This is a genomic window from Streptomyces sp. NPDC027189, from assembly GCF_055566975.1.
On sequence record NZ_JBVHRI010000011.1, the window covers coordinates 123,955 to 143,811 of the forward strand.

At 71.0% G+C, this 19,857-nt stretch carries 15 protein-coding genes and 1 tRNA gene; 5 read left to right on the forward strand and 11 right to left on the reverse strand.

Translation table 11 applies throughout. The features are described 5' to 3' along the window. Positions 1-36: 36 nt before the first annotated feature. On the reverse strand, positions 37-717 hold the full coding sequence (locus ACZ4RZ_RS25995; RefSeq protein WP_369247163.1) for a TetR family transcriptional regulator: 681 nt from the start codon (positions 715-717) through the stop codon (positions 37-39). After that, on the reverse strand, positions 714-1,727 hold the full coding sequence (locus ACZ4RZ_RS26000) for an acyl-CoA desaturase (protein WP_467748013.1): 1,014 nt from the start codon (positions 1,725-1,727) through the stop codon (positions 714-716). The genes ACZ4RZ_RS25995 and ACZ4RZ_RS26000 overlap by 4 nt, the downstream gene beginning before the upstream one ends. 365 nt (positions 1,728-2,092) lie before the next feature. Here ACZ4RZ_RS26000 and ppc point away from each other — a divergent pair, with 365 nt between their 5' ends. After that, complete coding sequence (ppc, locus tag ACZ4RZ_RS26005) at positions 2,093-4,837, forward strand: phosphoenolpyruvate carboxylase (RefSeq protein WP_467748015.1); 2,745 nt, start codon at positions 2,093-2,095, stop codon at positions 4,835-4,837. A 62-nt stretch (positions 4,838-4,899) separates the two neighbouring features. Here the strand turns inward: ppc and ACZ4RZ_RS26010 are convergent, their stop codons facing one another. The 7 genes from ACZ4RZ_RS26010 to ACZ4RZ_RS26040 all read right to left on the reverse strand — a co-directional run bounded on the left by ACZ4RZ_RS26010 (position 4,900) and on the right by ACZ4RZ_RS26040 (position 10,653). Next, positions 4,900-5,592, reverse strand: coding sequence for an LPXTG cell wall anchor domain-containing protein (locus tag ACZ4RZ_RS26010; RefSeq protein WP_467748017.1), 693 nt, complete (start codon positions 5,590-5,592; stop codon positions 4,900-4,902). A 200-nt stretch (positions 5,593-5,792) separates the two neighbouring features. Further along, positions 5,793-6,302, reverse strand: coding sequence for a hypothetical protein (locus ACZ4RZ_RS26015; RefSeq protein WP_467748019.1), 510 nt, complete (start codon positions 6,300-6,302; stop codon positions 5,793-5,795). Positions 6,303-6,383: 81 nt separating this feature from the next. Beyond that, positions 6,384-7,010, reverse strand: coding sequence for an aminoacyl-tRNA hydrolase (gene pth / locus ACZ4RZ_RS26020; protein WP_467748020.1), 627 nt, complete (start codon positions 7,008-7,010; stop codon positions 6,384-6,386). Positions 7,011-7,107: 97 nt separating this feature from the next. Further along, entirely contained in the window at positions 7,108-7,701 is a 594-nt protein-coding gene (locus ACZ4RZ_RS26025) for a 50S ribosomal protein L25/general stress protein Ctc (RefSeq protein ID WP_467748021.1), read from the reverse strand. A gap of 196 nt (positions 7,702-7,897) precedes the next feature. Further along, a complete protein-coding gene (locus tag ACZ4RZ_RS26030) occupies positions 7,898-8,872 on the reverse strand; it encodes a ribose-phosphate diphosphokinase (RefSeq protein WP_467748023.1) in 975 nt (324 codons plus the stop codon). A 144-nt stretch (positions 8,873-9,016) separates the two neighbouring features. Next, the gene (gene glmU, locus ACZ4RZ_RS26035) at positions 9,017-10,465 is read right to left on the reverse strand and encodes a bifunctional UDP-N-acetylglucosamine diphosphorylase/glucosamine-1-phosphate N-acetyltransferase GlmU (RefSeq protein WP_467748025.1); all 1,449 of its coding nucleotides are present in this window, start codon (positions 10,463-10,465) and stop codon (positions 9,017-9,019) included. Positions 10,466-10,578: 113 nt separating this feature from the next. After that, positions 10,579-10,653, reverse strand: a tRNA-Gln gene (locus ACZ4RZ_RS26040). Between the two features lie 217 nt (positions 10,654-10,870). Here ACZ4RZ_RS26040 and ACZ4RZ_RS26045 point away from each other — a divergent pair. Beyond that, positions 10,871-12,187, forward strand: a complete 1,317-nt coding sequence (locus ACZ4RZ_RS26045; protein WP_467748027.1) for a sensor histidine kinase — start codon at positions 10,871-10,873, stop codon at positions 12,185-12,187. A 479-nt stretch (positions 12,188-12,666) separates the two neighbouring features. Here the strand turns inward: ACZ4RZ_RS26045 and ACZ4RZ_RS26050 are convergent, their stop codons facing one another. Continuing rightward, positions 12,667-13,161, reverse strand: coding sequence for an SUKH-3 domain-containing protein (locus tag ACZ4RZ_RS26050; protein WP_467748239.1), 495 nt, complete (start codon positions 13,159-13,161; stop codon positions 12,667-12,669). Between the two features lie 77 nt (positions 13,162-13,238). Further along, entirely contained in the window at positions 13,239-13,742 is a 504-nt protein-coding gene (locus ACZ4RZ_RS26055) for a YwqJ-related putative deaminase (RefSeq protein WP_467748028.1), read from the reverse strand. A 229-nt stretch (positions 13,743-13,971) separates the two neighbouring features. Here ACZ4RZ_RS26055 and ACZ4RZ_RS26060 point away from each other — a divergent pair, with 229 nt between their 5' ends. From ACZ4RZ_RS26060 to ACZ4RZ_RS26070, 3 genes are all read left to right on the forward strand, one after another. Further along, positions 13,972-14,967, forward strand: coding sequence for an SMI1/KNR4 family protein (locus tag ACZ4RZ_RS26060; protein WP_467748030.1), 996 nt, complete (start codon positions 13,972-13,974; stop codon positions 14,965-14,967). Positions 14,968-14,974: 7 nt separating this feature from the next. Continuing rightward, positions 14,975-18,220 carry an SUKH-4 family immunity protein gene (locus ACZ4RZ_RS26065; RefSeq protein WP_467748031.1) on the forward strand — a complete coding sequence of 1,082 codons (3,246 nt, stop codon included), beginning with the start codon at positions 14,975-14,977 and terminating at the stop codon, positions 18,218-18,220. Between the two features lie 303 nt (positions 18,221-18,523). Then, positions 18,524-19,411: a cellulose-binding protein gene (locus tag ACZ4RZ_RS26070; RefSeq protein ID WP_467748033.1), complete on the forward strand. Its 888-nt coding sequence runs from the start codon at positions 18,524-18,526 to the stop codon at positions 19,409-19,411. The last annotated feature ends 446 nt before the right edge of the window (positions 19,412-19,857 follow it).

Here is a 19,857-nt window from a genome sequence, read left to right on the forward strand (position 1 = left end):
GAATCTTGTGGTCAATCCTGCCCCATGGCTCTGCTCTCAGCTCTTGCGATGTCCTATCAAGCGCGGCTTCGGCTCCAGGCCGTCCAGGCCGTGCCAGGCCAGGTTCACCAGATGGGCCGCCACCTCGGCCTTGCGGGGCTTGCGGACGTCGAGCCACCACTGGCCGGTCAGCGCGACCATGCCGACCAGGGCCTGGGCGTAGAGCGGGGCGAGCTTCGGGTCGAAGCCGCGGCTCTTGAACTCGCGGCCCAGGATGTCCTCCACCTGGGTGGCGATGTCGGAGATGAGCGAGGCGAAGGAGCCCGTCGACTGGGGGATGGGGGAGTCGCGGACCAGGATGCGGAAGCCGTCCGTGTACTCCTCGATGTAGTCCAGGAGGGCGAACGCGGCCTGTTCGCAGAGCTCACGCGGGTGCCCTGCGGTCAGCGAACTCGTGACCATGTCCAGCAGGCGGCGCATCTCGCGGTCCACCACCACCGCGTACAGGCCCTCCTTGCCGCCGAAGTGCTCGTACACCACCGGCTTGGAGACGCCGGCCTTCGCCGCGATCTCCTCCACCGACGTGCCCTCGAAGCCCTTGGCCGCGAACAGGGTGCGGCCGATCTCCAGCAGCTGCTGACGGCGCTCGGCGCCGGTCATGCGGGTGCGGCGCGCGCGCCGCGGCTTTTCATTGCTGCTCGAGGTGCTGCTGGAGTCGGTCGCCACGCCGTCAATCATGCCGCTTCGGCGGTCTCCGTCTCGCGTCGGGAGCCGGTCCGGTCGGTATTGCGGCGGGAATCGATACGCGAGCGTGACGGCCAGCGCACGTCGTACGCCCAGCCGAGCTGCTCGCACCAGCGGATGATCCGGGCCGAGGAGTCCAGCTGGCCGCGCTCCACACCGTGCCGCGCGGAGGTCGGGTCGGCGTGGTGCAGGTTGTGCCAGGACTCGCCGCAGGAGAGCACGGCCAGCCACCACACGTTGCCCGAACGGTCACGCGACTTGAAGGGGCGCTTGCCCACCGCGTGGCAGATCGAGTTGATCGACCAGGTCACATGGTGCAGCAACGCCACTCGAACGAGTGAGCCCCAGAAGAATCCGGTGAACGCGCCCCACCACGACATGGTCGCCAGTCCGCCGATCAGCGCAGGCAGCGCGAGCGAGAGCACCGTCCACCCGATGAACTGGCGGGAGATCGCCCGGATCGCCGGGTCCTTGATCAGATCCGGCGCGTACTTTTCCTGTGGAGTCCGCTCTTCATCGAACATCCAGCCGATGTGCGCCCACCACAGGCCCTTCATCAGCGCCGGAACCGTCTCGCCGTAACGCCATGGCGAATGCGGGTCGCCCTCCGCGTCGGAGAACTTGTGGTGCTTGCGGTGGTCGGCGACCCAGCGCACGAGGGGCCCCTCCACCGCCATCGAACCGGCGATCGCGATCGCGATCCGCAGCGGGCGCTTCGCCTTGAAGGAACCGTGCGTGAAGTAGCGGTGGTAGCCGATCGTCACGCCGTGGCAGCCCAGGTAGTAGAAGAAGACCAGCAGGCCGAGATCCAGCCAGCTCACCCCCCGGCCCCAAGCCAGCGGCACCGCCGCGAGCAGCGCGACGAACGGGACGGTGATGAAGAGGAGAAGCGTGATCTGTTCGAGTGACCCCTTCTTCTCGCCGCCCAGCGTGGCGGCGGGGAGCGGAGTGCCGTCGTTGTTCGCCTGCGGGGCGTCGTCGATCACATCGGAGCTCGTGGTCATGGGCGTCCCCTGTGGGGTTCGAGGGTGAAGACAGATGTCCGGGGAGAGGGTTGAGCCGAATGTCCGGGGTACGGATCCAAGAGTCCTCCCGTTATCTGACGAGAGTACCTACTCTTCCGTAACCTACGGCGTCGTAAGTATGGCAGCGCGTAGCCCGGCGGCAAGAGCCCGTGAGCCTGCGCGTCCGCATGGACACCTATCCTTGGAGTCGGTCGGACAGCGCGGTCCGTTCTGATTTCTTCCCGGATGCCACGTCCCTAAGCGGCACCCGCCGCGCGGTCGCCACCCGGGTTCCCTCCCAGACGAGCTTCAGACGAGCTTCCACACTCTTCAGACGAGCTTCAACACTGCAAGGAGCCGCACCTGTGAGCAGTGCCGACGACCAGAACACCACGACCAGCACCGAGCTGCGAGCCGACATCCGCCGCCTCGGCGATCTGCTCGGCGAGACCCTCGTCCGGCAGGAAGGCCCGGAGCTGCTGGAACTGGTCGAGAAGGTCCGCCGACTGACCCGTGAGGACGGCGAGGCCGCCGCCGAGCTGCTGCGTGGCACGGAGCTGGAGACCGCGGCCAAGCTGGTCCGCGCCTTCTCGACGTACTTCCATCTGGCGAACGTGACCGAGCAGGTGCACCGCGGCCGCGAGCTGCGCGCCAAGCGCGCCGCCGAGGGCGGCCTGCTCGCCCGTACGGCCGACCGGCTCAAGGACGCCGACCCCGAGCACCTGCGCGAGACGGTCAAGAACCTCAACGTCCGTCCGGTGTTCACGGCTCACCCGACGGAGGCCGCGCGCCGTTCGGTCCTGAACAAGCTGCGCCGCATCGCCGCGCTGCTGGAGACCCCGGTCATCGAGGCCGACCGCCGCCGGTACGACACCCGGCTGGCCGAGAACATCGACCTGGTGTGGCAGACCGACGAGCTGCGTGTGGTGCGTCCGGAGCCCGCGGACGAGGCCCGCAACGCCATCTACTACCTGGACGAGCTGCACGCCGGCGCGGTCGGCGACGTGCTGGAGGATCTGACGGCGGAGCTGGAGCGCGTCGGCGTCCAGCTTCCGGACGAGACGCGTCCGCTGACCTTCGGCACCTGGATCGGCGGTGACCGGGACGGCAACCCGAACGTCACCCCGGATGTCACCTGGGACGTGCTGATCCTGCAGCACGAGCACGGCATCAACGACGCGCTGGAGCTGATCGACGAGCTGCGGGGCTTCCTGTCGAACTCGATCCGCTACACGGGTGCGACGGAGGAGCTGCTGGAGTCGCTGCGGACGGATCTGGAGCGGCTGCCGGAGATCAGCCCGCGTTACAAGCGGCTGAACGCGGAGGAGCCCTACCGGCTGAAGGCGACCTGCATCCGGCAGAAGCTGGAGAACACCAAGCAGCGCCTGGCCAAGGGCACTCCGCACGAGGACGGGCGGGACTATCTGGGCACGGCCGAGCTGCTGCGGGATCTGACGCTGCTCCAGACCTCGCTGCGCGAGCACCGTGGCGCGCTGTTCGCCGACGGCCGGATGAACCGGACGATCCGCACGCTGGCCGCGTTCGGTCTGCAGCTCGCGACCATGGACGTACGCGAGCACGCGGACGCTCACCATCACGCGCTCGGTCAGCTCTTCGACCGCCTCGGCGAGGAGTCCTGGCGCTACGTCGACATGCCGCGCGACTACCGCGCCAAGCTCCTCGCCAAGGAGCTGCGGTCCCGGCGGCCCCTTGCCCCGACCCCCGCGCCCCTCGACGCCGCAGGTCAGAAGACCCTTGGCGTGTTCGAGACCGTCAAGAAGGCGTTGGAGATCTTCGGGCCGGAGGTGATCGAGTCGTACATCATCTCGATGTGCCAGGGCGCCGACGACGTGTTCGCGGCGGCGGTCCTCGCCCGTGAGGCGGGGCTGCTGGACCTGCACGCGGGCTGGGCGAAGATCGGCATCGTGCCGCTGCTGGAGACCACCGACGAGCTGAAGGCCGCCGACACCATCCTGGAGGACATGCTCTCCGACCCGTCCTACCGGCGCCTGGTCGCGCTGCGCGGCGACGTCCAGGAGGTCATGCTCGGCTACTCCGACTCCTCCAAGTTCGGCGGCATCACCACCTCGCAGTGGGAGATCCACCGCGCCCAGCGCCGGCTGCGCGACGTCGCCCACCGCTACGGCGTACGCCTGCGCCTGTTCCACGGCCGCGGCGGCACCGTCGGCCGGGGCGGCGGCCCCTCGCACGACGCGATCCTCGCCCAGCCCTGGGGCACCCTGGAGGGCGAGATCAAGGTGACCGAGCAGGGCGAGGTCATCTCCGACAAGTACCTGGTGCCCTCGCTGGCGAGGGAGAACCTGGAACTGACGGTCGCCGCCACCCTGCAGGCCTCCGCCCTGCACACCGCGCCGCGTCAGTCGGACGAGGCGCTGGCCCGCTGGGACGCCGCGATGGACGTCGTCTCGGACGCCGCGCACGCCGCCTACCGCAGGCTGGTCGAGGACCCCGACCTGCCCGCGTACTTCTTCGCCGCCACCCCCGTCGACCAGCTCGCCGACCTCCACCTCGGCTCGCGGCCCTCCCGTCGCCCCGACAGCGGGGCCGGGCTGGACGGGCTGCGCGCCATCCCGTGGGTGTTCGGCTGGACCCAGTCCCGGCAGATCGTGCCCGGCTGGTTCGGCGTCGGCTCCGGGCTCAAGGCGCTGCGCGAGGCGGGCCTGCGGCAGGAAGGGGACACCGTGCTCGACGAGATGCACGCCCAGTGGCACTTCTTCCGCAACTTCCTGTCCAACGTCGAGATGACGCTGGCCAAGACCGACCTGCGGATCGCCCGCCACTACGTCGACACGCTGGTGCCGGACGAGCTGAAGCACGTGTTCGCGACCATCGAGGCCGAGCACGAGCTGACGGTCCGCGAGGTGCTCCGCATCACCGGCGGCGAGAGGCTCCTGGACACCAACCCGGTCCTCCAGCAGACCTTCGCCATCCGCGACGCCTACCTGGATCCGATCTCCTACCTCCAGGTCGCCCTGCTCAAGCGTCAGCGCGACGAAGCGGCCGCCGGCGCGGAGCCGGACCCGCTGCTGTCGCGGGCGCTGCTCCTGACGGTGAACGGTGTGGCGGCGGGGCTGCGCAACACCGGCTGATCGTGTGCGAGTTGGCGGTGCCCCCGTGTTCGTACGAGCACGGGGGCACCGCCTTTCGCAGGTCAGGCGTTGTTCGCCTTGCGGCGGCGGAACACCAGGTAGCCGCCCGCCGCGACGAGCGCTGCCGCCGCGGCCGAGAGGGCGCCGACCGGGGCGCTGCTGCCGGTCTCGGCGAGGTCGCCGCCTTGCGCGGACGGGGAGGAGGACGCCGACGGGGCCGCCTCCGCGCTTTCGCCGGCGGCGGGCGATGAGGCGGGCGAGGTGGGGGACGCGCTCGCTCCGGCCGTGCTCGTCGGGGCGGCGGACGAGGACGGCGTGGAGCCGCCCTCCTGCTCGTCCGCGCAGTCGGTCCAGAAGACCTTGTGCTTGGCCGCGCCCTTCTCGCCGTCGAAGTTCCAGAACAGCTTGTAGTGGCCGTCGGGCAGGGACAGGTCGTCCGTGCGTCCGTGGCCCTCGATGTCCAGCGTGAGCGCGCCGGACTTCACGGTCTCGCCCTTGGTCGCGGCGGTCGGGGCCCAGGCCTCGATGTGCCAGTCGACCTGCTGGACGCCGTCGAAGCCGAAGGCGTCGAGGTAGAAGGTGCAGACGTGCGGCTCGTTCTTGCGGAGCTCCTCGCCGGTGGTGGCGTCGTGGATCTTTACGGTGCCGTTGTCGCCAGGGCCATCGGCATGGGGGGCGGCGTGGGCGGAGGGGGCGATCAGGAGCACTGCGGATGCGCCGGCTACGAGAGCGCCGGCGCGCGTGAGGGTACGCATGGGCAGTCCATCTTCGAGAGGAGAAACGGAAGATGTGGAGGGGGCGGCTCAGCTTCCTGTCCCGCTGACTACCGGTCAAGCGGAAGAAGATCCCTCGTGCACCATGTGTGGTGTATGGCCCCAATAGTCACGGATAACAATCAGGGAACGTACAGGTTTTCCATGGATGTGAAGACGATCTCCGGCCGGGAATCCCCAGATCAGAGCGCCAGGAACGTGACCGTCAGCTGAGCGATCCCCAGCCCCGCCATCACCCACGCCACGCGCGTGAGGCGCAGACCGCCCGCGACCACCACCGAGGCGAGCAGCAGGGCGCCCGCGAGGGGCACCCAGGCATAGAGGAGCCCCGCGGGGCCGCTGCGGACGACGTCGCTGCTGCCGGGTTTCATCGTGACCGTGTACGTCTGGCCCTTCTTCACCGCCACCGACTGCTCGATGGTGACGCGGGCCCGCGCCTTCGAACCTGCCGACGTCGGCGTGAACGGCCCCGTACAGCGCTCGCCCGAGCACGCCTTCACGGTCATCGTGCCCTGCTCCCGGCCCTTGCTCAGCATCACATGCTGGGCGGTGCCCCAGGAGGCCCAGACGCCCGCGATCAGGATCAGTCCCGCGACCGCACCCATCGCCGCGAGCCGTCCGAACCGCAGCGCCGCTTGGGCGTTCTGACGGGAGCCTCGAGTTGCGGTGACGGCAGGCATGGCCGGGATCATTGGCCATGGCGGTGCGCTCGGTCAACTCCGGTGGGGCCGGGTGGGCGGACAAGTCGGCAGTTGTACGCGTACTTCGACTGCCTACGAGTTGTACGTACTCTGCGCCCGCTCCAGGCCCTCGATCACGAGGCACTCCACGGCGTCCGCCGCGCGGTCCACGAAGTAGCCGAGCTCCTTGCGCTCCGCCGACGCGAAGTCCTTCAGTACGAAGTCGGCGACCTGCATCCGGCCCGGAGGGCGCCCGATGCCGAACCGCACCCGGTGGTAGTCCGGGCCCATCGCCTTCGTCATCGACTTCAGCCCGTTGTGGCCGTTGTCGCCGCCGCCGAGCTTGAGCCGCAGCACGCCGTAGTCGATGTCCAGCTCGTCGTGGACGGCGACGATGTTCGCCACCGGCACCTTGTAGAAGTCCCGCAGCGCGTTCACCGGGCCGCCGGACAGGTTCATGTACGACATCGGCTTGGCCAGGATCACCCGGCGGTTCGCCGGACCGGGCGGGCCGATGCGCCCCTCGATCACCTGCGCCTGCGCCTTCCCGGCCCGCTTGAACTTCCCGCCGATCCGCTCCGCCAGCAGGTCGGCGACCATGAAGCCCACGTTGTGCCGGTTCATGGCGTATTCGGGGCCGGGGTTGCCGAGGCCCACGATCAGCCAGGGGGCGTTGGCGTCGGTCGTCACGTCCGCTTCTCCTTCATGCCAGACCTTCATGCGAGGCTCGTACGGCGCTTCGCTCGTACGACGCTTTATACGCGGCAGCCGCCGCTCCCTCGCGGAGCGGCGGCTGACGGACGGGAATCCGGGAGGATCAGGCCTCGGCGGCCTCGGTCTCGCCCTCGGCACCCTCGGCGGCCGGCTCCTCGGCCTGGGCGGCCAGGACCTGCAGGACGACGGCGTCCTCGTCGATGGCCAGCGTGGTGCCCGCGGGCAGCGGGATGTCCTTGGCGTGGACGGAGGCGCCGGCCTCGAGGCCCTCGACGGAGACGGTGACCGACTCGGGGATGTGCGTGGCCTCGGCCTCGACGGTCAGGGTGTTGAGCACGTGCTCCAGCAGGTTGCCGCCGGCGGCCAGCTCGCCCTCGGCGTGGACCGGGATCTCGACCGTGACCTTCTCGCCGCGCTTCACGAGGATCAGGTCGACGTGCACCAGGTAGCCCTTGATCGCGTCACGCTGGACGGCCTTCGGGATCGCCAGCTCGGTCTTGCCCTCGATGTCCAGGGAGAGCAGGACGTTCGGGGTGCGCAGCGCGAGCAGCAGGTCGTGGCCCGGCAGGGTCACGTGGACCGGCTCGGCACCGTGGCCGTAGACAACGCCGGGAACCTTGTTCTCGCGGCGGATGCGGCGGGCGGCGCCCTTGCCGAACTCGGTGCGGGTCTGGGCGGCGAGCTTGACCTCGGACATGTTCACTCCTCGTAGAACTTGGGGAAGGTGGTCACCCGGCCAAAACCATCGGCCTGCTACGAAGAGCGCGTCGATAACGGATCGCCGTACTCGCCTTCAAAAGCGGTACGGCCTCCCTCGCCGAGCAACTGTGACAGCTTACGCGGCGGGGAGGCCGTACAAGAAATCGATCTAGGAGATCGAGGAGCCCGAGGGCTTACTGCTCCTCGAACAGGCTCGTCACCGAGCCGTCCTCGAAGACCTCGCGCACCGCGTTGGCGATCGTCGGCGCGATCGAGAGCACGGTGATCTTGTCGAGCTCCAGCTCACCCGGGGTGGGCAGGGTGTCCGTGAAGATGAACTCGCTGACCTTGGAGTTCTTCAGGCGGTCGGCGGCCGGGCCGGAGAGCACACCGTGCGTGGCGGTGACGATGACGTCCTCGGCGCCGTGCGCGAAGAGGGCGTCGGCGGCGGCGCAGATCGTGCCACCCGTGTCGATCATGTCGTCGACCAGGACGCAGACGCGGCCCTTCACATCACCGACGACCTCGTGGACGGTGACCTGGTTGGCAACGTCCTTGTCGCGGCGCTTGTGCACGATCGCGAGCGGGGCGTCGAGACGGTCGCACCAGCGGTCGGCGACGCGCACCCGGCCGGCGTCCGGGGAGACGACGGTGAGCTTCGCCTTGTCGACCTTCGCACCCACGTAGTCCGCCAGGATCGGCAGTGCGAAGAGGTGGTCGACCGGGCCGTCGAAGAAGCCCTGGATCTGGTCGGTGTGCAGGTCGACCGTGAGGATGCGGTCCGCACCGGCCGTCTTCATCAGGTCGGCGATCAGACGCGCCGAAATGGGTTCACGTCCGCGGTGCTTCTTGTCCTGCCGGGCGTAACCGTAGAAGGGCACGATCACCGTGATGCTCCGAGCGGAAGCCCGTTTCAGAGCGTCGATCATGATCAGCTGCTCCATGATCCACTTGTTGATCGGAGCCGTGTGGCTCTGCATCAGGAAGCAGTCGGCGCCGCGGGCGGACTCCTGGTAGCGGATGTAGATCTCGCCGTTCGCGAAGTCGAAGGCCTTCGTCGGGACGACCCCGACACCCAGCTGGTGGGCGACCTCCTCGGCAAGCTCGGGGTGGGCGCGGCCGGAGAAGAACATCATCTTCTTCTCGCCGGTCGTCTTGATCCCGGTCACAGCACTGTCTCCTCAGAGGTTTCTCAGCTGGGCGTTGAGAGGACATCTCCACTGGGCGTGAGAGGTCGTCTCAGCTGGGGGTGCGGGTGCACGGTGCGGTGTGCACTTATCACGGTACGCCGTGTCAGACGTGCCCGTTTCCGGTCAGGCTTCGCCTTCCGGCTCCCGGGACGCCGCCTCCGCCGCCTTCGCGGCCGCGCTCCCGGGACGCTTGCGGGCCACCCAACCCTCGATATTCCGCTGCTGGCCACGGGCCACGGCCAGCGAACCGGGCGGTACGTCCTTGGTGATGACCGAGCCCGCCGCGGTGTAGGCGCCGTCCCCGATCGTGACAGGAGCCACAAACATGTTGTCCGAACCGGTACGGCAGTGCGAGCCGACCGTCGTGTGGTGTTTGTCCTGTCCGTCGTAGTTCACGAAGACGCTGGCGGCGCCGATGTTGGAGTGATCGCCGATCGTCGCGTCACCCACGTAGGAGAGGTGCGGGATCTTGGTGCCCTCGCCGATCGTCGCGTTCTTCGTCTCGACGTACGTGCCGACCTTGGCCTTCAGTCCGATGCGGGTGCCCGGGCGGAGATACGCGTACGGGCCCACGGTCGCCTGCGGCCCGACCTCGGCACTGTGGGCGACGGTGTTGTCGATACGGGCGCCGGCCCCCACCTTGGTGTCCTTGAGGCGGCAGTTGGGGCCGACCTCGGCGCCCTCGCCCAGGTGCGTGGCGCCCTGGAGCTGGGTGCCCGGGTGCACGAGCGCGTCCCGCTCGAAGGTGACGGCGACGTCGACCCAGGTGGTGGCCGGGTCGACGACGGTCACTCCGGCGAGCATGGCCTGCTCCAGCAGCCGGTCGTTGAGGATGCGGCGGGCCTCGGCGAGCTGGACGCGGTTGTTGATACCGGCGATCTCGCGGTGGTCGGCGGCGACCGCCGCACCGACGCGGTGCCCGGCCTCGCGCAGGATTCCGAGGACGTCGGTCAGGTACTCCTCGCCCTGGCTGTTGTCCGTCCGCACCTTGCCGAGCGCGTCCGCGAGCAGCTGGCCGTCGAAGGCGAAGACACCCGAGTTGATCTCGCGGATGGCCCGCTGCGACTCGCTCGCGTCCTTGTGCTCGACGATCGCGGTGACCGCGCTGCTGACGTCGTCCCGCACGATGCGGCCGTAGCCGGTGGCGTCGGGGACCTCGGCGGTGAGCACGGTGACGGCGTTGCCGTCCTCCGTGTGCGTGGTGGCGAGGCGCCGGAGGGTTTCTCCGCTGAGCAGCGGGGTGTCGCCGCAGACCACGACGACGGTGCCGTCGACGTGGCCGCCGAGTTCTTCGAGGCCCATCCGCACGGCGTGTCCGGTGCCGTTCTGCTCGGCCTGCACGGCCGTCCGTACGGCGGGGTCGATCTCGACGAGATGCGCGACGACCTTCTCGCGGGCGTGCCCCACGACGACGACCAGGTTCTCGGGCTCCAACTCGCGCGCGGCCGCGAGCACATGACCCAGCAGGGAACGGCCACACAGTTCGTGCAGAACCTTCGGTGTGGCCGACTTCATACGGGTGCCCTCACCCGCTGCAAGAACGACGACGGCTGCCGGGCGATTGGCGCTCACGGGTATGCCCTTCGGCTTCGGATGGGGGGTTTTGACACCCGCAGGATACCGGGGTGTATCAGGGGTGACATGAGAGCGGGCCCTGACGGAGCTGTCAGGGCCCGAACCGAGCATGGCTCCCCCGCCAGGACTCGAACCCGGACAGATGGCACCAAAAGCCACAGTGCTGCCAATTACACCACGGGGGATTAAACGCGACCGGATTGGGCATTTGGTCGGGTCGCCGAGTGGGCACCCAACACTATGCCGTACCGGGCGCCTCCAATGCGACGGTACAACTCGACGCCCCGGACCTGCGGTCGAGCGAAACGGGCGGTTTCGCTTTTGTTCGATTACGGAGGGTGGTGTAGGCCAGTAGGTGAAACTCGCCGGAAAAGGGGCGGGGGGCGACCGTAGGCTGGAGGCATGACCACGACGGGGGAAGAACACACCACGGCCGGGACCGGGCCGTGGTGGTGGGTCAGGTGGCGCAGTGCGGTGCTGGATGTGGGGCTCGCGACGGCGTCCGCGGTGGAGTGCGCGGGGGAGGGGATCCGGTTCGCGCATGACGCGGGGCTGCCTGTTCCGGTGGGGGTGGGGTTCGGGCTGATCGCCGGGTCCGTGCTGATGCTGCGCCGGAAGTGGCCGATCGCCGTGGTGTTGGTGTCGATCGCCATCACGCCTGCCCAGATGGGGTTCCTGATGGGGCTCGTCGGGCTGTACACGCTCGCCGCGTCCGAGCTGCCACGGCGGATCATCGGGGCGCTCGCGGGGATGTCCTTCGCCGGGATGCTGATTGTCACCTTTGTGCGGGCGCATCAGGGAGTGGTGCGCGGCGACGTCACCATGGGGGACTGGTTCGTCCCCTTCATCTCCATTACGACCGCGATCGGGATGACCGCTCCGCCCGTTCTGCTCGGGCTGTACGTGGGGGCGCGGCGGCGGCTGATGGAGAGCTTGCGGGAGCGGGCGGACTCGCTGGAGCGGGAGCTGCAGCTGCTCGCCGAGCGGGCGGAGGAGCGGGCCGAGTGGGCGCGGAACGAGGAGCGGACGCGGATCGCTCGTGAGATGCATGACGTGGTCGCGCATCGCGTGTCCCTGATGGTCGTGCATGCCGCCGCCCTTCAGGCCGTGGCTCGGAAGGATCCCGAGAAGGCCGTGAAGAACGCGGCGCTGGTCGGGGACATGGGTCGACAGGCGCTGACCGAATTGCGCGAGATGCTGGGCGTGCTGCGTACGGGGGACGGGCTGGGGGTGCGGGTGCAGTCCGTGCCGCTTGCGGCGGTGGGGGCGGCGGCCGCGGCGGCGGCGTCGCGGGCGGCGAACGATTCGGAGTCCGTGGACGGGCCCTGTCTCGCCGAGCTGGACGAGCTCGTCGGGCAGTCGGCGGCTGCGGGGATGGTCGTCGACCTGTCGGTGGAAGGGGATGTGCGGGCGTACGCGCCGGAGGTCGAGCAGACGGCGTACCGGGTGGTGCAGGAGGCGCTGACCAACGTCCACAAGCATGCGGCGGGTGCGAAGACATATGTGCGGCTGGCGCATCGGGTGTCCGAGATAGCGATGCAGGTGGAGAACGAGTGCCCGCCGGAGCCCGGGGCGGGGGCTTCCGTGCTGTTGCCCAGTGGCGGTAATGGGTTGCTGGGGATGAAGGAGCGGGTTGCCGCGCTGGGGGGCGTGTTTGTGTCCGGGCCTACGGATGCGGGTGGGTTTCGGGTGTCTGCGGTGATTCCTGCGGAGGCGTAGGGGGCGGCGTGCGCGTTCCGCCGGTGGGTGGGGTCGGGTTGGTGCCGGTGGGTGGTTCCGCTTCCGCCGGTGGGTGGAGTCGGGTGGGTGGTTCCCCTTCCGCCGGTGGGTGTCTCCCCGTTCCGCCGGTGGGTGTTTCGCCTTTCCGCCGGTGGGTGGTTTCGCCTTTCCGCCGGTGGGTGGGTCGGGGCCGTGCCGGTACATCCGCCCCGTCGCCGGTGGCAGATCGCTTGGCTTTCATGGCTCTGCCTGTTGGCAACCACGTAAGCGACGGGGCATGTGATGTACCGGCAGGGCCCCTTGTGTGGTCCGGCGACTGCGGGTGCGTCCCACCCACCCCACCTGCTGCCGGCCGGCGCTTGATCTTTCAGCCCGTCCGGCGTTCGAGGACGAGGCCGTCAAGGCCGAAGCGGGGGTCTGGGGGCGGAGCCGCCGGGTACGGGACGGGCAGGGGCGGAGGGGGCGAGAGAAGTCGCTGGTCAGCCGGCGGTGAGGCGGGTCGGCTCTATGCCTGAGAGGAGGGTGGTGAGGGCTGTGTCGATGGTGGGGCCCAGGTACCAGTCGCCGGTGTGGTCGAGGGTGTAGACGCGGCCCTCGGCGTCGATGGCGAGGAGAGCGCGGGTGTCGGACTCCTCGCCGAGGGGGCAGACCTCGGCGCCCAGGGCGCGGCCGAGGTCGCCGAGGGTGCGGGCCATGTGAAGACCGTGGAGGGGGTCGAGATCGAGCGTGGCGGGGGCCAACTGGCGTCCGGGGCCAGGTGAGGTGAGGCGGAGGCCTCCGAATTCCGCCCACGCCTCCACCGCCGCCGGGAACACGGCGTGCCGGTGCCCGGCCGGCGACGCGTGCCCGCGCAGCGCGTCGGCCCAGTACTCGGCCTGCTTTATGTCCCAGCGCCCGGGCTGCCACCCCGCGGAGCGCAGCGCGGCGTCCACGGGGACGGAGAAGCGTGTGGTGGAGGAGCGGTCGGCGTGCATCTGCCCTTCGTTCGTCGAGGGTTGGGACATCGGCGTGGCGGACGCCGTCGTACAGGAGCGGGTGGGGGTGGCGGGAATCACGCGTCCGGCGCGGCAGGGTCGACGATGCGTACGCCGAAGTGGTCGCTGAGCGCCGTGCAGGAGCGGCAGGGCGCGGCGAAGCTGCCGTGCAGCGGGTCACCGTCCTCGCGGATCCGGCGGGCGGTGAGTTTGGCCTGCTTGAGGGCTTTGCGGGCCTCGCCGTTCGTCATCGGTTTGCGCGCGGCGCGCTTGCTGCGGGCGGCGTCGGCCGAGGCAATGTGGCGGGAGATGAGGATCGCCTCGGCGCAGCGGCCGGTGAAGCGGTCGCGTTGCGCGCTGGTGAGGGTGTCGAGGAAGTCCTGGACGAGCGGGTGCAGGGCGGGGACCTGATCGCCGCGCGCCGCCGTGCCGGTGAGGGTCGCACCGCGTACGGAGAGGGCAGCGGCGACGGTGGGAAGTATGCCGTCACGGCGGTGCAGGAGGGCGGGGGCATGGGGTGCCTCGGCGCTGCTCCAGCCGACCCGAGGGTCCCCGGACGTGCCCGTATGCGTCGCGTTCATGATCGCTTTTCCCTCCCATGCATCCCCCGGTGCGGAGACAGACTGCCAAATGCCGTGGCGGGTGCGGAAGCTGGGGCGGCGCGACACGCCCGGTCTTCGTCGTACGGTCACGGCGGGGTGACGGCAGGTCACGGAACCGGAGGCCCGGTGACCGGTGTCGTTCAACCGCATAGGCTGTCGACATCCACGATCCATACCGCTATTGAGAACGCCGCAGGGGGCAACCGCCATGACGACAGGTCGGCTCGGGCAGCAAGCCGCGCCGCCGAACGCGGCCTACGCCGGGCAGGTCGTGCATTTCCCGGATCCGGTCCGGGCTGCCCGTCACCCCAGAGGTGTACGGGTCGACGAGCACGGCTACCCCGACTTCTCGCTCTACGCGCGTGCCGCCGCGGAGATCGCCGAGCCCCCGGAGGGCTTCGGCGTCGACGAACTGCGGCTCACGGACTACGTCTCCGCGAACGCCGCGCTGGCCGCAACCGGTCACGACCTGTGGGACACGATCCCGTCGGTGGCCACCCCGCACGGCTGGACCTGGCACCACGTGCCGGGCGGTCGGCGGCTGGAGTTGGTGCCCGTCGAGGTCAAGGCGTTGCTGCGGCATCACGGTGGTATCGCGACGTCGGCCGTCGACCAGAACAAGCGGGGCACGCGGCCGTTGCAGGAGACGCGGCCCGCGCACTTCGGGCTGCCGAAGTCGGCTGTGGCGGTGACGGAGCAGCAGGTGCTGGGGGTCGAGGAGGACCTCGGGTACCGGTTGCCGGGTGCGTATCGGTCCTTCCTCAAGGCGGCCGGGGGGTGCGCGCCGGTCGGCGCCGCGCTCGACGCCGAGGTGGGGCTCCTGGTGGACCAGCCCTTCTTCACGGTGCGTGACGAGGCCGCCGTCAATGACCTCGTCTATGTCAACAAGTGTCTGCGCGACCATCTCACCAAGGATTACTTGGGTGTTGGGTTCGTGCAGGGCGGACTGTTGGCCGTGAAGGTCAAGGGTGACGGGATCGGTTCGGTCTGGTTCTGCGCGTACGACGATGCCCGCGACCAGGACGCCTGGGTGCCGGCCGAGCGGGTGCAGCGGCTGCTGCTGCCCTGCGGTGACGACTTCGACCAGTTCCTGTCCCGGCTCGCGGGCAATCCGCCCGAGCTGGAGACGGTGGCGAATCTGATGGTGGACGGCGGCTTCGCGCGCGCCGTGCCCGTCTCTTCAGTGTCTTCGGTGGGGGAGTGAACTTCCGATGGTGACCTTCGCGCAGGCGCAGGAGCGTGCGGAAGAGTGGATCAACGGGGACGTGGCCTCGTATCAGCACCGTGAGGTGCGGGTGCGGGAGTTCGAACTCGGGTTTGTGGTGTGGGCCGAGGACCGTGCCGAGGGGCCGCGCTCCGACGGGGGCGCGCATCGGCTCGTCATCGCGCGTGACAGCGGGGAGGCCACGCTGTGGCCCGCGCTGCCGGTGGGCGAGGTGATTCGCCGGTACGAGGAGGAGTACGGGGTGCCCGCCGCGGCGCCCGAACCTTCGCCGGCGCCTCCGGCCCGGGTCGATCTGAACCAGACTTCCTTCTTGTTGAGTCCTCCGGAGTGGTTGCAGGAGGCCGCGGACAAGTTGGGGATTCCGGATCGGCGGGCAGGCGCCGGGGCGTCCGACGGGGCGGGATCTCGTCCCGCTGCCGCTGCCGCTGCCGCTGCCGCTGCCGCTGCCGCTGCCGCTGCCGCCTCCGCGGGCGGGGACGCGTCCTTGGGCGGCGGGTCCGTCAATGGGGCTTCCGGGAGCGGGAGTTCGGTGCCGGGTGCGCCGGGGCAGTCGGACGCGCACGGTATGCCTTCCGCGCCGGGTACGCCTTCGGCTCCCGGTGGGGGCACGCCGTGGCCTGCGGCGGCCGCCGACGAGCCGGGTTCGGGTTCACGGGACGCCGTGACGCCGGGTGCGCCCTCCTCGGCCACCCCGTGGGCGGGGACCGACACGAACGCCGACGCCGGTGACGACCGTTCCGTACCGCTGCCGGCGACCGTTTTCGCGCCGCCGCTCAACGATGTCGACGACACCCCGCCGCCGGCCGCGACGCCGGATGCCAAGACCGCCCTGATGTCCGGGGGCAGCCAACTTCCGCGTACGGCGCTGGCGCCCGCGGTCGACGATCCGAACTCGCCGCCGCCGTCCGGCCCTTCGCAGGGTTCCGGTGCGTCCCAGGGTGCGACGCCGCCGGCCGCGCCGACGTACGGCTATCCGCAGGGGCCCGGGGGTCCGCTGGGCACGCCGCCTCCCGGTGCGTCCTCGTATGGCTATCCGCAGGGCCCGGGCGGAGTTCCGGGTACGCCGCCGCCCGGCGCGCCGCAGGGTTCGGCCGTCCCGGGTACGCCGCCTCCGGGCGCCCCGGTTCCGGGTGGGCCGCAGGGCACGCCGCCTCCGGGTGCGCCCGCGTACGGGTTCCCGCAGGGTCCGGGCGGAGTTCCGGGTACGCCGCCGCCCGGCGCGCCGCAGGGTTCGGCCGTCCCGGGTACGCCGCCTCCGGGCGCCCCGGTTCCGGGTGGGCCGCAGGGCACGCCTGCTCCGGGTGCGCCCGCGTACGGGTTCCCGCAGGGTCCGGGTGGAGTTCCGGGTACGCCGCCGCCCGGCGCGCCGCAGGTTCCGGGTGCCCCTGGCACACCTCCGCCCGCCGCGCCCTCGCGGCCGCTGCCGCCCAACGCCGGTGACATCGCCGACGCCGCGACCAGCAAGGCGCAGGCGCCGCCGCGGGGCGCGCGCGGTGGTGGAGCGAGCACGCCGCCTCCGCCGAGCGCCCCGGGTGTGCCGGGTGCGCGGGCGGGGAGTACGCCGCCTCCGCCGTCCGGGCCCGGTGCTCCGGGGACCCCCGCGGGCGGTTACGTGCCGACGCAACTCGTGTCGCAGCTCGGTCCTGACGGGCCCGAGGGGCTCGCGGGTGCGCCTGCCGCGCCCGGCGCTCCGGGACAGCCTGGCGCGCCTGGTGCTCCTGGTGCGCCGCAGCCGCCGGGTGGTGTTCACCATGCGGCGACGATGCTGGCCGGTCCGGCGGTCGGTGGTCCCGGGGCGCCGCAGCCGCCGGGTGCCCCGGGCGCGCCCCAGCCTCCGGGCGCTCCTGGTGTTCCCGGTGCGCCTGCCGCACCCGGTGCTCCGGGGCAGCCCGGCGCGCCGCAGCCGCCGGGTGGTACGCCGCCGGGTGGTGTTCACCATGCGGCGACGATGCTGGCCGGTCCGGCGGTCGGTGGCCCCGGGGCGCCGCAGCCCCCGGGGGCGCCGGGCGCTCCCGGTGCTCCTGGTGCGCCGCAGCCTCCGGGTGGTACGCCGCCGGGTGGTGTTCACCATGCCGCGACCATGCTCGCGGGTCCCGCCGTCGGCGGTCCCGGCGCACCGCCGCCCCCGCAGGCTCCCGGTATGCCCCCGGGTGCTCCCCAGCCGCTGCCCGGGCAGGCCATGCCGGGTCAGCCCATGCCGGGACAGCCGATGGCCCCCGGTCAGCAGCCGCCGGCGTACGGGTATCCGCAGGCGGGGCAGCCGACCGTCGGGCCCGGCTATCAGGCCGTACTGCGCTATCGCGCGCAGGACGGCTCCGAGCAGCAGCTGATCCGGCGTTCCGCGCCGGGTACGCCGCACCCGGAGTGGCAGATCCTGCACGAGCTGCGGGCGATGAACGTGCCGCCGCAGCAAGTGCTGGAGCTGCACACGGAGTTGGAGTCGTGTGAGCTGCCGGGCGCGTACTGCGCGCGGATGATCCGGGAGACGTGGCCGCAGGCGCGGATCACGAGCATCGCGCCGTACGGCACGGATCACGCGAGCCGTCAGCAGGGTATGCACCAACTCCTGGCTCACCAGGGCGAGTTGCATCAGGTGGCGGACGGTCCGGCGCGTCCGGCGCCGGTACGGGCGCCGATTCCGCCGGTGCAGCCCGCGCCGCCGATTCCGCCGGAGGCGATCGGGCAGGAGCTGGCGGCGGCGTTCGGGCCGGGCGTGTTCCGGTTCGACCAGGCGGCGGTCTCGCGTCAGGGCGTGCCGAACATCGTGGCGCACACGCTGGTGATGGCCGGACTTCCGGTCGACATGGGCCCGTTCTTCTGGGCGCAGGCCCAGCCGGGCCGCCCGGTGCCGACGCTCGCCGAGCTGGCGCAGGAGCGCGGGGTGCAGCCTGCCGCGGACGCGGGCTCGTACCTCGTCATGGGCAGCGACTTCGGCAGGGCGATCTGTGTCCAGTACGGCACCGCGAACATCGTGGCCGTGCCGGTGGAGGCGGGTCCGGGCGGTGCACCGGTGCCGCCGCAGTTCGTGAACACGGGTCTGCCCGAGTTCGCGCGCTGCCTGGCGCTGCTCGGCCGTATGTGGCGGCTGCGCTTCGGCCTCAACCAGGAGCAGGCGGGCCGCTGGACCGTCGACTTCCAGGCCCAGCTCGCTTCCCTGGATCCGGCGGCCCTCGGCTCCCCGGAGAGCTGGTGGTCGGTCCTGCTCGAGCAGATGTGGGACGGCCTGCTGTAGCTCCGCGGGCACGTGCACGAACGAGGCGCTCGACCTGTGTGACGGGTCGGGCGCCTCGGTCGTTCGGGCATTCGTGCGTTTCCCGCTCCGGGGTCGGTGATGTCGTCGGGTGGACCGTGCGCCGGCCCGACAGCCCTTCTCGGCGCTGCGTCGCGACACCGCGATTCCGGCTTCCGGCCTCAAATGACGCATCCCTGGCCGGATGGGCGGGCGGAGTGTCGCGTTATGAACACTTCCGTGTGATCCATCAAGATGTGCGCGAAATCTTCATTTCGTGTAGGTCGGGCGGAGAGGGGTTCGAGGATGAGCAGCGCATCGGTGTCGCCGCACGGCTTCATGGCCGTACGGGGGCGTGGTTACCGTCCCGAGCAGGTCCACGCGTACACCGCGGCGCTCTCCCGGGACCGGGACGCCGCCTGGGAGCGGGCCGCCCGGCTGACCGTGCTGGCCAAGGAGATGGGCGCGGAGGTGGAGCGGTTGCGGGAGACCGTGGCACGGCTCGCCCCGCAGACGTACGACACGCTCGGTGAGCGTGCCCGGCGGATCTTCGAACTCGGCGAGGAGGAGGCCGCGTCCGTCCGCGACACCGCGCGCCGTGAGACCCAGCTGGTCGTCGACGAGGCCGAGACGGCGGGGCGGCAGGTGCGGGAGGCCGCGCAGGCGTACGCCGACGAGGTGCGTGGCGAGGCCGAGGAACGCGCCCGGCAGCGGCTGCTCGCCGCGCGGGCGGAGGCCGACGAGATGCGGATCTCGGCTCGCCGTGACATCAAGGAGAACCGTGGTGAGGCGCTGGCCGCGCTGCGGGAGATGCGGCAGCGTACGGAGGGGCTGCTCGGCGAGGAGGAGAAGGAGCGCGCCGAGCGCTGGGCGGAGGCCGAGCGTGCCGCGGCCGAGCGGGAGGCCGCGCTCGACGCGCACCACGTCGAACGCCTCGCGCGCGCCGAAGCCGCGCTCTCCGAGGCGGAGCGGGCCTTCGCCGAGGCCGAGGAGTCGGCTCTGCGCCGGCAGGAGGACGCGGTGGCCCGTGCCGGTGAGCTGCTCGCCGAGGCGCGGGTTCGGGAGGATCGGATCGCCAGGGAGACCGAGCGGGTGCTGCGCGAGCATGGGAAGCGCTGGGACGACGTACGGGCCCAGATGGACCACGTACGCACAAGCCTCACGACCCTGACGGGTCGGGCGCCGGCGGAGTAGCCACCCCGACACCTTGCCGCTCCGCGGCTCCCGGACGTCTTTGCGGCTCCGCGGCCCCGGAAGCCTTCGCCGCTCCGCGGCCCGGCTCTGCCCCGCTCCAGGGGGCCTTCTTCGCCGCTCCGCGGCGGGCTTCCCACCCGTCCACCCGTCCCGGTCGGCTGGAAGGGGCAGCCCGAGGACGGCCTCGGCGGCGGTGCGCGGCAAGGCGACGGCGAATGCGGTGTCATGCCGCAGCGCGACGGCTGATGCGGCGTCATGCGTGGGCGCCTCGGCCGCTTTGGCGGCGGTGCGCGGCAATGTGGGGGCTGCCTTGGCGGCGGTGCGCGGCAAGGTGACGGCGAATGCGGTGTCATGCCGCAGCGCGACGGCTGATGTGGCGTCATGCGTGGGCGCCTCGGCGGCTTTGGCGGCGGTGCGCGGCAATGTGGGGGCTGCCTTGGCGGCGG

Bases quoted from the DNA above. Each gene is read 5' to 3' on its own strand.
- ACZ4RZ_RS26045 (WP_467748027.1), top strand. From the start codon at position 10,871: ATGACCACGACGGGGGAAGAACACACCACGGCCGGGACCGGGCCGTGG.
- ACZ4RZ_RS26060 (WP_467748030.1), top strand. From the start codon at position 13,972: ATGACGACAGGTCGGCTCGGGCAGCAAGCCGCGCCGCCGAACGCGGCC.
- ACZ4RZ_RS26055 (WP_467748028.1), bottom strand. From the start codon at position 13,742: ATGAACGCGACGCATACGGGCACGTCCGGGGACCCTCGGGTCGGCTGG.
- ACZ4RZ_RS26065 (WP_467748031.1), top strand. From the start codon at position 14,975: ATGGTGACCTTCGCGCAGGCGCAGGAGCGTGCGGAAGAGTGGATCAAC.
- ACZ4RZ_RS26070 (WP_467748033.1), top strand. From the start codon at position 18,524: ATGAGCAGCGCATCGGTGTCGCCGCACGGCTTCATGGCCGTACGGGGG.
- pth (WP_467748020.1), bottom strand. From the start codon at position 7,010: ATGAAGGTCTGGCATGAAGGAGAAGCGGACGTGACGACCGACGCCAAC.
- ACZ4RZ_RS26000 (WP_467748013.1), bottom strand. From the start codon at position 1,727: ATGACCACGAGCTCCGATGTGATCGACGACGCCCCGCAGGCGAACAAC.
- ACZ4RZ_RS25995 (WP_369247163.1), bottom strand. From the start codon at position 717: ATGATTGACGGCGTGGCGACCGACTCCAGCAGCACCTCGAGCAGCAAT.
- ACZ4RZ_RS26025 (WP_467748021.1), bottom strand. From the start codon at position 7,701: ATGTCCGAGGTCAAGCTCGCCGCCCAGACCCGCACCGAGTTCGGCAAG.
- ACZ4RZ_RS26010 (WP_467748017.1), bottom strand. From the start codon at position 5,592: ATGCGTACCCTCACGCGCGCCGGCGCTCTCGTAGCCGGCGCATCCGCA.
- ACZ4RZ_RS26015 (WP_467748019.1), bottom strand. From the start codon at position 6,302: ATGATCCCGGCCATGCCTGCCGTCACCGCAACTCGAGGCTCCCGTCAG.
- ACZ4RZ_RS26050 (WP_467748239.1), bottom strand. From the start codon at position 13,161: ATGCACGCCGACCGCTCCTCCACCACACGCTTCTCCGTCCCCGTGGAC.